Origin of the sequence: Sphingomonas kaistensis (assembly GCF_036884275.1) — a bacterium.
GTDB lineage: Bacteria > Pseudomonadota > Alphaproteobacteria > Sphingomonadales > Sphingomonadaceae > Sphingomicrobium > Sphingomicrobium kaistense_A.
Genome location: NZ_CP145607.1, coordinates 95586 through 108725, shown reverse-complemented (window position 1 = coordinate 108725; position 13140 = coordinate 95586). Strand labels below are relative to the sequence as shown.

The window sequence follows — 13140 nt, the reverse complement described above, 5'->3', positions numbered from 1 at the left end:
TTCAGGCGGCCAGCACCTCGTCGGTCTCGGCGAGGTCGAGCGCGAACAAACGGCACGGCACCTCGCCGCCCCGCGCGCAGCTGTGCCGCGGCACGGTGCGTCCGGTCGGATGGAAACCGAGCTTCTCGAGCACCCGGCCACTCGCCGGATTGTCGACGAAGTGCCCGGCTTCGAGCCGCGGCAGGCCCATCGTCCGGGCGATCTCGATCAGCTGCCGGCCGGCCTCCAGCGCATAGCCATTGCCCCAATGCGCCCGCGCGATCCAATAGCCGATCTCGACCCCGCCGCCGGGCGTCCGGCCGAAGCCCGCGCCGCCGACCAGTTCGGGCGCACCCGCGGTGCGGCGAAGCAGCAGAAAGCTCGGCAGGACCGGATCGGCAGTCTTGTCGAGAAACGCCCGGGCTTCGTCGAGGCCATAAGGCCACGGAGCGAGCGCCAGGTTGCGGACGATCGCCTCGTCGGCGATCGCCTTGGCGAGGGCGGGCGCATCTTCGGCCCAGCCGGGTCTCAGCAGCAGTCTTTCGGTCCGCGCGAACATAGGTTTGATCCTTCCCCTGTGCGGCCCCTTGGCAGGGCCTCGTGACAGTTTCGGGAGAAGAAAAAGAAAGGGAGAAGAGGGGGCTTCCCTCTTCTCCCTTTCAAAAACCTATCGCGTGGATGGTCCTGATCCGGGCTGCCCCCTCCTGGGGCGGCCCGTCATCGACCAACCCCTATTCGGCTGCGTCCGCCATCGCCGGCATAATCGCTTGTACGTGGACGTACTTGCGGCCTTGGCGGCCGTCGCTAAACGCGACTTTGCCGTCTGTAAGGGCGAACAGGGTGTGATCCTTGCCGAGACCGACGTTGGTGCCCGGGTACACGCGGGTGCCGCGCTGGCGCACGATGATGTTGCCGGCGACGACAGCTTCGCCACCGAACTTCTTCACGCCGAGCCGCCGGCCCTCTGAATCGCGGCCGTTACGCGACGAGCCGCCTGCTTTCTTATGTGCCATGGTGTGTTACGCCTTCGGAGTCTTCTTGGCCTTGCCCTTAGCAGGCGCAGCATCCTGAGTCGAGTTGGTCACGTCCTGGGTGGCCTCGGTGCCGGCATCGGCCGGAACCACGCCCTCGCTCGAAGCGACCTGGCTTTCGTCGATCTCGGCCGGAGCCGGAGCGGCCTTGGCCTTCTTCGGAGCCTTCTTGGTGTCGCTGTCGGTCGCTTCCGCCGACTTTTGCTCGCTCTGGCCGCCGACCGACACGATCTTCAGGATCGTGTGCTGCTGGCGATGGCCATTCTTGCGGCGATAGTTGTGGCGGCGACGCTTCTTGAAGACGACGACCTTTTCGCCCTTCGCCTGAGCGATGATCTCGGCGGCGACGGTCAGGCCGTCGGTCCCCTTGAGGTCCGAGCCTTCGCCCGCGAGCAGCACGTCGCCCAGGGTGACGCTGTCACCGGCTTCACCGGCCAGCTTCTCGACGACGATCTTGTCTCCCGGTGACACGCGATACTGCTTGCCGCCGGTGCGCACGATAGCGAACATGGGCCTCTTCTCTTTTCTAGGTGTTCGAACACATTGATTTCTTGACCCATGCGGCAGCGTGGCGCCGGCCCGCGCGGGAAAGCGTGCCCCCTAAGAGAGGATGGCCGAAAGGTCAACCAGCAGGGTCGGCGAGGACCGGATACGCGGTCGAGCTCTTGCAGCGCTCCATCGCAAACTTGGACGTCACGTTCTTGAGCGGCCCCGCGGCGATCAGCTTGCCATAAAAATCGTCGAAATGCGCCATGTCGCGAACGGCCACCCGCAACCAGTAATCGGTTTCGCCCGCCATTCGAACCACTTCCAGCACTTCGGGCAGCACCGAAACGCCGGCCAGGAACCGTTGCTGCCATTCAGGGCTGTGGTCGCGCGCTTCGACCTCGATGAAGACGGTGAGCCCAAGCCCCAGCGCGCGCGGATCGACCAGCGCCACCGTCCGCTCGATCACCCCGCCGGCACGCAGCTTCTGGATTCGCCGCCAGCACGGAGTCGGGGACAGCCCGACCTGCGCGCCGATGTCGGCGACGGGCAGAGTCGCGTCCTCCTGGAGAATCGCGAGAATCCGGCGATCGGTGTGATCCATTTTCATATTGATGGCTTTTTGAGCATGAACTTGCAGCTTTGCAAGATTGCTTGCAGCGCGCTTGTTATTTGCCGGGCCCCCTTGCTGCATCTCTGTAGAAGGGACAAATTCCACTCGTTCCGAACGGAAGACGTCTTGATCAGAGCACGCAAGATTATTCCAACCTGGGACACCTTGCCGCCGCGGTGACGAGCCGCGGCGGCAAGCCAAGTCATCGTTCCTTGAGAGCACTGGCCCCGGCGGATTCCCTAGGTCCGTCGGGGCTCTTTCATTGCGGCGGGAAGGCCGCTGATTGTTGCTCTTTTGCTACAAGCGCCGGCAAAGCGGGAGCCGGGGCGGTCGGCATATTGGCGCGCCGCCAACTTCGTTCATTCTCCGCCAGGTAAATGCGTGTCGCGGGCATGCGGCAGGCACATTCGGGGGTTTGTCATGACCATTCGCCGTTCCGCCTTGCTCCTCACCATCAGTTCACTCGCTTTGGTCGCCGCCGCGCCGGCAGCCGCGCAGCAGAACCAGCAGGCCATTCAGGAATCCAACGTCGGGGAAGCGGCGGCGCAGGGCGACCTGCCCGATCAGGCGACGATCGTCGTCACCGGCACCCGCCGCAACGACCGCACCGTCGCAGATTCGCCGGTCCCGGTGGACGTCATCTCGGCCGAATCGCTCGGCAATACCGGCTTTACCGAGGTCAACCGCGCGCTGACCCAGGAAGTGCCGAGCTTCAACTTCCCGCAGCCCTCGATCACCGACGGCACCGACGTCATCCGCCCGGCGACCCTGCGCGGCCTCGGTCCCGACCAGACCTTGGTCCTGATCAACGGCAAACGTCGCCACAGCGCCGCCCTCCTCAACATCAACGGATCGGTCGGGCGCGGCACCAGCGCGGTCGATATCAACATGATCCCGACCATTGCGCTGAGCCGGGTCGAAGTGCTGCGCGACGGCGCTGCCGCCCAATATGGCTCGGACGCAATCGCCGGCGTGATCAATTTCCAGCTGCGCAGCGCCAAAACAGGCGGCAAGGCGACGGCGACCTATGGCAAATATTATACCGACGTGCAGGGTGTCGAACCCTACACCGGGGTCCAGACCAACGCGGACGGATCGCCCGTTCTGACCCCGGACGGGGTGCTCACCCTCAACTACACCGGCGACGATCGCCGGCGGCGCGATGGACGCACCGTGACGCTGGCCGGCGTGGTCGCGGTTCCGGTCGGACCCGAAGGACAACTCAACCTCGCCGCGGAATGGCAGGATCGCAATCCGACCAACCGCACCGGTGCCGACCCGCGCCGGCAATATCCATTGGTCGGAACCGCGCTCGACCCGCGCGAACTGACCATCAACCGCTTCAGCCACCGCTACGGCGACGCCGGAACGGTGGATTACAAACTATGGGCCAATGCCGACTATTCGTTCGGCGCGGCCGAGCTGTACCTGTTCGGCAACCTCAATCTTCGCAACGGCCAAAGCGCTGGCTTCTTCCGCCAGCCGCTCAACGGCAACAACATCACTTCGATCTACCCCAACGGCTTCCTGCCGCTGATCAATACCAAGACCGAGGACCAGGCGGGCACCGCCGGGCTTCGCGGCGACGCGTCGGGATGGCGCTGGGACATCTCGCTTCAATACGGTCGCAACATGACCGACTTCTTCATCACCAACACGCTGAACCGCTCGTTCGGCCCCTCCTCGCCGACGCAATTCGACAGCGGCGGCCTGCGCTACAATCAGACGCTCGCCAACCTCGATGTCAGCCGCGATCTCGCGCTCGGCTTCACCGCCAAGACCAGCCTGTCGCTCGGCGCCGAATATCGCCGCGAACGGTTCGACATCCGGCCGGGTGAAATCGGCTCCTATGCCAATGGCTCCTTCGGCGGATCGCCGGGCGCGCAGGTGTTTCCGGGCTTTCAGCCGACCATTGCCGGCCAGCGCGTCGATCAGCCGCACAGCCGCAACAACAAGTCGCTCTATGCCGAAATCGACAGCGACCTGACCGACAAGGTCAATCTTCAGGGCGCGATCCGCTACGAGGATTATTCGGACTTCGGGTCGGACCTCAACTGGAAGATCGCCGGCCGCGTCGAGCCAATCGACGGCATCGCGCTTCGTGCGTCGGCCTCGACCGGCTTCCGCGCGCCGTCCCTGCAACAGCAGTTCTTCGCCGCCGCCTCGACCCAGAACGTCAGCGGCGTGCTGCTCGATACCGTGACGCTGCCGGTCAGCAACCCGGCCGCGCAGGCATTGGGTGCGCGCGAGCTCAAGGCCGAGCAGAGCCAGAGCTATTCAGCCGGTCTCGTGTTCAGCGCCGTCCCGCGGCTCAACGTCACGATCGACGTCTATCAGGTGAAGATCGACGATCGCATCGTGGTGACCGAAAACCTCGGTGCGTTCGGCACGGCGGCGCAGAACGCTGCGGTCCGCGCGATCCTGACTTCGGCGGGCTTCCCGACCGTCACCGCCGCCCGCTTCTTCATCAACGGCATCGACACCCGCACCCGCGGCCTCGACTTCGTCACTACCTACCGGATCGCCGATTTCGTCGGTGGCCGCCTCAATCTCACCGGCGGCTTCAATTACAACAAGACCAAGATCACCCGGAACGCCGCCAACGCGGGGTCGGTCTCGACCATTCCCGGGCTGATCCTGTTCGGTCGTCAGGAATCGCTCCGTCTCGAACAGGGGCAGCCGCGGACCAAGATCAACGCCTCGATCGATTTCGAGCGGCAATGGTTCGGAGCGACTTTGCGTGCCACCCGCTACGGCAAGGTGCTGGCCGCCGGCGCGGATCGGTTCAACGACGTCAATCTCGATGCCAAAACGATCACCGATCTCGAACTGCGCTTCAAACCGCTCGGCGACAATCTGTCGCTGGCGCTTGGCGGCAACAATATCTTCGATGTCTACCCGACCAAGCTCCTGACCGGCCGCGGCATCGATCCCGACACCGGCCTCGCCCGCAACTATTCCGCCAACAACTATTTCCTGCCGTTCAGCAGCTTCTCGCCGTTCGGCTTCAACGGGCGCTACCTCTACGGCCGCGCCACCATCAGCTTCTAAGGATGGAAACGGGCCCCGGCGGCAACGCCGGGGTCACGCCTCAATGGCGATGTTCGGGACGCAGCTTGTAGCGGCCGGGCTCGAACGCTTCGAACAGATTGTCGATCGCGGGATGATCGACCGGCTCGTCCTCCTCGTCGGCGACGAGGTTCTGCTGCGACACATAGGCGACGTAGCTGCCTTCGCCATTTTCGGCGAGCAGGTGGTAGAACGGCTGGTCCTTGGACGGCCGGATCTCGAGCGGGATCGCCTGATACCATTCCTCGCTGTTGGCGAAGACCGGATCGACGTCGAAAATGACGCCGCGAAAGTCGAGCAGCCGGTGGCGGACCACCGCGCCGATGCCGAAGCGGGCGCTGGCGATCGGGGGAGCGGCGGTATCGCTCATCAAGGGGGAACGCATCGAAAGCGGCATGGCTGCAACTTAAGGCATCGGCGCCCGTCCGCAAGAGAGCGCGTCAGAAGGGAATCGCCTCGCCCTGCCAATCGAAGAAGCCCCCGCTGTCGGCCGGCGACAGTTTGCCAAGCACATCGGCAAGGCAGGCCGCACTGTGCGCGGGCGTGAACAGCTTTTGCGCCGGGACATTGGCCTGGAAGGGTCGGCTCATCGCTGTGTCGACCGTTCCGGGGTGAAGCGCCACCAGCACGGCCTCGGGCCGGCTCCGCCCCACCTCGATGGCGGCGGTGCGTACAAGCTGATTGAGCGCCGCCTTGCTCGCCCGGTAGCCATACCAGCCGCCAAGCCGGTTGTCGGCGATGCTGCCCACTCGCGCGGACAGAAACGCCATTTCGACACGGCCGGAACGGGCGAGGAGGGGCACGAAGTGGCGCAGCACCAGCGCCGGGCCGATCGCGTTGACGAGAAACGCGCGTTCGAGCCGTGACCCGTCGAGATCGCGCAAGGAGCGTTCCGGCGCCAGGCCGGCCTCATGCAACAGGCCCGTCGCGACGATCAGCCGCCGCACCGCCGGGAAGGGCAGGGCGCCCGCCGCTGCCGCGATGCTGGCCGCATCGGCAAGGTCGATCGTGCCCTCCGAGCGCGACAGCGTGTGCACCTGGTCACCCTGCGCCGCGAACCGCTCCGCCAGGGCCGCTCCGATCCCGCCCGAGGCGCCGATGATGACCGTATCCATACGATGCTTCCTTGCGTTTCGATCGGGCACCTTGCCAAGCTGGCCCCAAGGCACCTTTTGCCGCTAGGCAAGGGCCAAGAGCGCTGCTAGTGACCCGCCCGCGACCCCCGGCACCCGCCGGGTCCACGTCTTGGAACCTTGCGGAGAGGTGGCTGAGTGGTCGAAAGCACCGCACTCGAAATGCGGCGTGCCTTAACGGGTACCGTGGGTTCGAATCCCACCCTCTCCGCCACTTACCTCGTTCAGACCGTGTCAGATGCAATCAACTGCACCCGAAATCGACGGTTTCAAGCACCTCTACGCTGAGCAGTTGCCATCATTGCGTCTCATTTGAGATCGTCAGGTGGGGGCACGGGTGGGGGGATCGAACAAGCAGATTGGGGGCACTGGCATAGCGATCACTGCAGTTCGGCCGGCTAGCGCATACAGTCTGGAGATCACTCAAGAGATCATCATTTGGCCTCAGCTGATATCAAGGCGATGCAAGTACATCGGCTCCAGTAGATGAATACGAAGTCCTGGGACTAAGTTGTTAGTCACAGGGGAATGAAACGTGTTGAGTGATGCTAAGTGCAAGAGTGCCAAAGCCAGCACAAAGCCGTACAAGCTGTCAGACAGTGCCGGGCTTTTTCTCTTTGTCACACCGACCGGCCACAAGTCGTGGCGCTTAAAATATAGGTTTGGAGGCAAGGAGAAGCAGCGGGTCTACGGAGCATATCCGACTGTCAGCCTTAGAGAGGCCCGGGAGCTCCGGGATGAGGACAAACGTCTTCTAGCTCAAGGGATCGACCCGGCTATCGAAGCCGCTCGGCGTCAGCTCAGCGCTCGTGTGATCGCTGCCGACACCTTCGAGGTTCTGGCTCGGGAATGGTATAGCGACCAGAAGGCGCGCTGGACGGCGGTGCACTCGGCCGATGTCCTGACCAGCCTTGAGCGTGATGTCTTCCCGGACCTTGGGCGGCTGCCGCTCGAGACGATCAATGCACCCATTATCCTCGCCACACTCAAGAAAGTTCAGGAGAGAGGAGCCGTCGAGACCGCTCACCGGCTTCGTCAGCGCATCTCGGCGATATTCGCGTACGGGGCTGCAGGAGGGCGAGTCGCGGCTGATCCAGCGTCCACGCTGGGCAAAGCACTGCAACCGAAACCCACCGGGAAACGGTGGCCAGCCGTCAGGACGATCGAGGACGCCCGCGCGGTATTGAGCTTGAGCGATAATGCCGAGGTCTCGCCAACGCTAAAACTTGCGTCGCGCTTGCAAGCCATCACGGCGCAGAGACCGGGCATGATCCGCTGGCTACGGTGGGATGAGCTTCATCACCTGGATCTCAGCAGTGAGGGCGAGTGCCCCGACGCAATCTGGTGGATTCCAGCGGCAAAGATGAAGCAGGAGCTCTCGCTGCGACACAACGATGAATTCGCTCATCCTGTGCCGCTGGTCGCCGAAGCTGTCGAAGTCCTGCGAGCTTGCCATGCCATCAGTTCGGGCAGCGCCTTCGTCTTCCCTGGTGCGCGATCGGTCAAGAAGCCGATCAGCGAGAATGCGCTCAACTACCTTTACTTGAGAGAGGGACTTCGCGGGCGCCACGTTCCGCATGGATGGCGAAGCACCTTCTCGACCGTCATGAACGAGTGGGCCTTGAGCAATGGACGCAAGCAGGACCGGATGATTATTGACCTGATGCTTGCTCACCTGCCGACGGGCATCTCGGCAACCGAGCTCAAGTACAATCGAGCTGCCTTCATCGACAGGCGCCGCGAGCTATCTGCCCTCTGGGTGAGCATGCTGTTTAGCGACGCTCCTGCAGCGAGTGCGCTGCTCGAAGGCAGAAGGCGGCGACGACCCTGAAGGTTTCCCGCTCGGCCGCCTTGCGCACGCCCATAGGCACGAGTTCGTCGAGCTAGTGCAACGTCGGTCGATGGTGGGAGGCGGAACGGCGGCTTTCGTTTGAGCATTGGCGAATAGCTGACGCTTGTTCATGCCGAGCCAAGTGGCGCAGTGGAACCCTTGCCACATTGCGGACGGTCGCTGGGCGCAGCAGCCTCAGCCGAGCATGCAAGCAGCTATGTTGTGAACACAACCAGCAGGGAAGTTGACCTCTCCTGCAAACCTGCTCATGCAGTGTCCATCGCGGTGGGGGCTTCGATCAGTTGAGTTTGCAATGCGCGCCAGTCTTTCGATCGGCTTCTGTGTTCTTCTTGCGTCCTGTTCCTGCATAGCTTCCGCTTCGTCTCAGCCCGTGGCCGCTGAAGAAGAGGATGCGCTGGCCGGCCTCTCTATCGAGGAACTGGCGCAGATACAGGTTCGCTCGGCCTCCAAACGCGCGGAACCGCTGAGTTCCGCGCCTGCGGCCCTGTTCGTTATTACCGGCGACGAAGCCCTGGACAGCGGCGCCCTTACCTTACCGGAAGCGCTCCGCCTGGCACCCAACCTTCAGGTGCAGCAGGAGAATGCGAGCCAGTATTCCATCGCCGCGCGCGGTTTCAATGGGCAGCAAGCCGGCAACAAGCTGCTTGCGGTAATCGATGGGCGGACGATTTACACGCCGCTCGCGTCCAGTGTTTTCTGGGACCTGCATCTTCCGCTGGTCGAGGACGTGTCGCAGATCGAGGTCATTAGTGGCCCAGGAGGCACGCTGTTCGGTCCCAATGCGGTGAACGGCGTGGTGAATGTCGTCACCCGCGATGCGCAAGAGACCCTCGGAACCTTGGCCCGAGCAACATTCGGAGCGGAGGAACAATCCGTCGCGCTCCGGCATGGCGTCACATTGGGGAGCAGCGGCGCGGTCCGCTTCTTCGCGAATTGGAGTCGCCGCGACGCACTGCCATCCCGGGTGATCGGGCTGACCGACGATTCGTATGACGGAAAGCAGGCTGGTTTCCGTTCTGACTTCGTCAGCGAGAAAGACCATATCACCGTGCAAGGCGACCTGTTCCGGACAGACGTTGATACCGGAGCAGGGGACGGCGCCAAGGGACATAATCTGCTTGCCCGCTGGTCGCGGACCTTGAGCGAGAAAGCGTCCGTGCAAGTGCAGGGATATACCGACTACTTCAGCCGAAACTTCATCCTCGCTCACGACAGCCTGCGCACTTTCGACGTCGAAGCTCAATTCAACCTGTCGGCGGGTTCGCATGAGCTTGTCGCCGGCGGCGGGGTTAGGACGACGAGCGACCGTTTCACCAATCAGCTCAACATCTTCCAGCTTAATCCGATCAGCCGTCGGCTGTGGGTCTATAACGGCTTCCTGCAGGATCATTACCGGCTTACTAACAGGCTGTTCCTGGTGGGCGGCATCAAGCTGGAACAATCGACTTTCTCTGGTCTGCAGGTACTTCCGAACGTCCGCATCGGTTGGCAGCCTACCCCAGATCACCTGCTCTGGGCCGCCGTGTCACGCGCCGTTCGGACCCCGTCACGCATTGATCGCCAGCTTGAAGCGCCCCCGTTCTTGATTGCAGCACCCGTGTTCCAGTCAGAGAAGCTGATCGCGTTTGAAGCGGGGTACCGTGGCCAGCCCGCAAGCGGCACGAGCGTCTCAGTCAACGGCTTCGTCAACCGCTACGACGACCTGCGGACAACGGAATTCAACGGCAGCAGCTTCCAACTCCAGAACGGGAAGCAGGGTACGACCTACGGTCTGGAAGCCTGGGGCAATGTGCGGGTCACGCCATGGTGGCGGGCATCACTTGGTGCCACGACATTGTGGAAGAACCTGCGCGACAAAAGCGATCACCGTGACCTCATCCCCCGCAACTCGATCGGGGCGGACCCCAAGTGGCAGCTTACCGCTCGCTCACAGCTGGCCATCAACAACCGGCTTCAACTTGTCGTCGACGGTCGTGCTGTCGGCGCCCTTCGCGAGGGCCCCGGCAGCGGATCCTACGTCGAAGCGGGAGGGCAGCTGTCGTATCTGCTTCAACCTGAACTCCAGCTGTTCGTCGCTGGCCGTAACCTGCTGCACCGGACACATTCAGAATCGAACGATCCGGCCAGCCAGCTTGCAACTCAGAGCATCTACGGGGGGCTTCGAAGCCGCTTCTGATGCGACCCGCAAAGCATCTTGCCTGTATCGCGTTGCTGCTCGGTCTTGCCGCCTTGCCAACGGGCGCGGTCGCTCAATCCAGCGAGGCTGCCGTCAAGGCAGCCTTCCTTCCGCGCTTTGCCCGCTACGTGGCCTGGCCACCGCAAGCTCGTCCGCGCGGAGGCGAGGCGATCAGCCTTTGCCTGGTAGGTGGCGATCCATTCGGCCGGCTGATCGACAGCGCAGCGCAGGGCCAGTCAGTGGATGGTCGGCGCCTCATTGTCAGGCGAATGACTGATCCATCATCGGCCGGGAGCTGCGACATAGCTTATGTGCAGGGGACAAGGACGATGCCGGTCGGGCAAATGCTGACGGCAATGTCGAACAGGCCGGTGCTCACTGTCACCGATGCGGCGAACAGTGGCCAGCGCGGCATCATTCATTTCGCGATTGTAAGCGGGCGTGTGCGCTTCTTCATCGATCAAGCCTCGGCGCGGCAGAAGGGACTAACGGTCAGCTCGCGGCTTCTCGCCCTAGCCGTAGGAGTGCGGCCATGAGTGGCATCATGGCTTCGGTACGACGCTTCCAGTCCCTCCCGGTGGCTATCTTCGCAACGGCGTTGCTGATCGTCCTCGGCGGGATGATCGTGATCCTGCAAAATGAAGCCACCTATGGCCGAGCGCAAAAGGCGCAGGCCGAAGGACTTACAGAGGTTTTGGCCGCCTCGGTTACCGCAGCGCTCGACTTCGGCGACACGGTCGCGGCACAGGAGGCGGTCGATGCTTTCCAGGTAAACCGGCAGATCGAGTGGATCGTGGTTTACGATCGAACGGGCACGGCAGTCGCGTCATTCGCTCGTGCCGGTGTCACGTCACCGCAGGATCGGGCGTCGGTACGCGAAGCGTCCGCAAATCGTGTCCAGATCATCCGGCCCGTCATCCAGTCCGGTCAGCGCGTGGGCAGCGTGGCGCTGCAGATGGATCGCGAAGCTACCGCACGAAGGGTTACACGCTACCTGCTGCTTGGCGGACTATTGCTGCTTGCCGCCTTGGTCGTCGCCGGGCTTGGCGTGACGCAAGCACAGCTTCGTAGTGCCAACCAAGACCTTTCGGCCCGAGCAGAAGCACTTGCCCAGGCGAATGTGCTGCTGGAGGATCAGATGGCGCAGCGGGCTCATGCCGAAGAGCAGCTTCGGCAAAGCCAGAAAATGCAGGCGCTAGGCCAGCTGACAGGCGGCATTGCGCACGATTTTAACAATCTGCTGACCGTCATCCAGGGCTCAGCAGATATCCTGATGCGCGAAACCGTTGAAGATGCCCGCAGAATTCGCTTCGCCAAGGCCATTGTGCAGGCGGCTACAAGCGCATCGGCGCTGACCTCACAATTGCTCGCCTTTGCGCGGCGTCAGCCGCTCAGGCCGGTACGCATCGACATCAACGATCTGGTGCGCTCGCTGCGCGATCTGCTCGATCGCACGCTGGGTGAACGCATCACGATTAAAACCTTGCTGTGTGCCGAAGGCTGCCCGGTGGAAGCCGACCTCGCGCAGATGCAGTCAGCGATCCTCAATATCGCCAGCAATGCTCGGGATGCGATGCCGGAGGGTGGCATTCTGACGATCGGAACCGAGAATGTCAGCGCGCCCGAAGGACAACAAATTCACCTGACCCTCAAGGACTCCGGTAGCGGGATGGATGAGGAGACACGGGCGCGTGTGTTCGAACCCTTCTTCACCACCAAAGCAGCCGGAAAGGGAACTGGGCTTGGCTTAAGCCAGGTCTACGGCTTCGCTACCCAGTCGGGTGGTGACGTTCGGATCAGCAGCGCAGCCGGCTCGGGCACAAGCATAACGATGATCTTGCCCTGCACCTCGGCTCCGACGACGTCCACGAAAGCTCCGACCCCGACCGCGAGCAAATTGCGACCAGTGCGAATCCTAGTAGTTGAAGACAACGAGCAGGTTGGCGCCTTTGCAGAAGCCTTGCTAGCCGACCAAGGTCATCGCGTTTCGCGGGTGAGTTCCGCGGAAGATGCGCTTGCACTCATTGGCGAGCGCAGTTTCGACCTCGTCTTCAGCGATGTCGTTATGCCCGGCATGGGTGGGCTCCGCCTTGCAGAAATTTTGGCGGTGGAGCGACCGGAACTGCCCCTCATTCTAGCCACCGGCTACAGCGAGGAAATCACTAAGAGGGGCCCCAGCGGACGGCCGTTCATCCTCAAGCCTTACCGATTGACGACGCTACTCGAGGCAATCGCAAGCGCCCTACCGGAATTCGCCGATGCCTGAGGCATGGACCAGCAAGCTCGCCTGGATCGGTGCGCTACTGATCCTGCAGGGTTGCAACGGGCCTAGTGCCGAGCGCCACGATCGCAGCGTCGCCACGGAAAACGCTCCTTCACCGTCGATGTCAGCGCAAGGCGCGGACAGTGCAGCGCCAAGCATTGCTTCTGACCAGAAGCAGCTCATCGCGCTCGAACATGCCTATTCCCAAGCCTTGATCCGACGCGACCGGGCCTTCCTCGAGAGCTATTATGCGGCAGACTGGCGCGGCGGCAACTGGATGGGATTTTGGACCAAGGCGACGATGCTGAAGGCCGTCCTTGGTGATCGTTACCTTACGAAGGAAGTGACCCTGACAAACGTCCGGGCACGCGTCGTTGGCGACATCGGCATCGTTCAAGGTGTCACCCGAGAACTTACTTCAGTAAACGGGCGCGACACGAGCGGGCGCTGGTCATTTACCGACGTTTTCAGGAAAGATGACGGGCAGTGGAAGGCAATCGCGAGCCATACGTCCGAGGTGAAGCCAGAGTAGGCGCCA

The 13140-nt window shown here is 62.8% G+C and carries 12 protein-coding genes and 1 tRNA gene; 7 read left to right on the top strand and 6 right to left on the bottom strand.

Going from position 1 to position 13140, the window contains the following annotated elements; translation table 11 throughout:
* Position 1 precedes the first annotated feature (1 nt).
* The 4 genes from V6R86_RS00460 to V6R86_RS00445 form a co-directional block, all read right to left on the bottom strand.
* Entirely contained in the window at positions 2–538 is a 537-nt protein-coding gene (locus V6R86_RS00460; protein WP_338501122.1) for a GNAT family N-acetyltransferase, read from the bottom strand.
* A 172-nt stretch (positions 539–710) separates the two neighbouring features.
* On the bottom strand, positions 711–992 hold the full coding sequence (rpmA, locus tag V6R86_RS00455; RefSeq protein WP_338501121.1) for a 50S ribosomal protein L27: 282 nt from the start codon (positions 990–992) through the stop codon (positions 711–713).
* Positions 993–998: 6 nt separating this feature from the next.
* Entirely contained in the window at positions 999–1520 is a 522-nt protein-coding gene (rplU, locus tag V6R86_RS00450; protein ID WP_425335929.1) for a 50S ribosomal protein L21, read from the bottom strand.
* Positions 1521–1632: 112 nt separating this feature from the next.
* Complete coding sequence (locus V6R86_RS00445) at positions 1633–2214, bottom strand: Lrp/AsnC family transcriptional regulator (protein WP_338501120.1); 582 nt, start codon at positions 2212–2214, stop codon at positions 1633–1635.
* A 315-nt stretch (positions 2215–2529) separates the two neighbouring features.
* On the opposite strand from V6R86_RS00445, the gene V6R86_RS00440 reads away from it, so the two are divergent.
* Positions 2530–5160 (top strand): TonB-dependent receptor, encoded by a 2631-nt coding sequence (locus V6R86_RS00440; protein WP_338501119.1) that lies wholly within the window; start codon positions 2530–2532, stop codon positions 5158–5160.
* Positions 5161–5200: 40 nt separating this feature from the next.
* Here V6R86_RS00440 and hspQ read toward each other — a convergent pair whose 3' ends face one another.
* The gene (gene hspQ / locus V6R86_RS00435; protein WP_338501118.1) at positions 5201–5548 is read right to left on the bottom strand and encodes a heat shock protein HspQ; all 348 of its coding nucleotides are present in this window, start codon (positions 5546–5548) and stop codon (positions 5201–5203) included.
* A gap of 70 nt (positions 5549–5618) precedes the next feature.
* A complete protein-coding gene (locus tag V6R86_RS00430; protein WP_338501117.1) occupies positions 5619–6293 on the bottom strand; it encodes an SDR family NAD(P)-dependent oxidoreductase in 675 nt (224 codons plus the stop codon).
* Between the two features lie 142 nt (positions 6294–6435).
* Here V6R86_RS00430 and V6R86_RS00425 point away from each other — a divergent pair.
* The 6 genes from V6R86_RS00425 (at position 6436) to V6R86_RS00400 (ending at position 13134) form a co-directional block, all read left to right on the top strand.
* Positions 6436–6525, top strand: a tRNA-Ser gene (locus V6R86_RS00425).
* Between the two features lie 321 nt (positions 6526–6846).
* Complete coding sequence (locus V6R86_RS00420; RefSeq protein ID WP_338501116.1) at positions 6847–8142, top strand: tyrosine-type recombinase/integrase; 1296 nt, start codon at positions 6847–6849, stop codon at positions 8140–8142.
* A 313-nt stretch (positions 8143–8455) separates the two neighbouring features.
* Positions 8456–10339: a TonB-dependent receptor plug domain-containing protein gene (locus tag V6R86_RS00415; protein WP_338501115.1), complete on the top strand. Its 1884-nt coding sequence runs from the start codon at positions 8456–8458 to the stop codon at positions 10337–10339.
* Positions 10340–10371: 32 nt separating this feature from the next.
* The gene (locus V6R86_RS00410; RefSeq protein ID WP_338501113.1) at positions 10372–10875 is read left to right on the top strand and encodes a YfiR family protein; all 504 of its coding nucleotides are present in this window, start codon (positions 10372–10374) and stop codon (positions 10873–10875) included.
* Entirely contained in the window at positions 10872–12605 is a 1734-nt protein-coding gene (locus V6R86_RS00405) for an ATP-binding protein (protein ID WP_338501112.1), read from the top strand. Before V6R86_RS00410 ends, V6R86_RS00405 begins: the two co-directional genes overlap by 4 nt.
* Positions 12598–13134 (top strand): nuclear transport factor 2 family protein, encoded by a 537-nt coding sequence (locus tag V6R86_RS00400; protein ID WP_338501111.1) that lies wholly within the window; start codon positions 12598–12600, stop codon positions 13132–13134. Before V6R86_RS00405 ends, V6R86_RS00400 begins: the two co-directional genes overlap by 8 nt.
* Positions 13135–13140 lie beyond the last annotated feature (6 nt).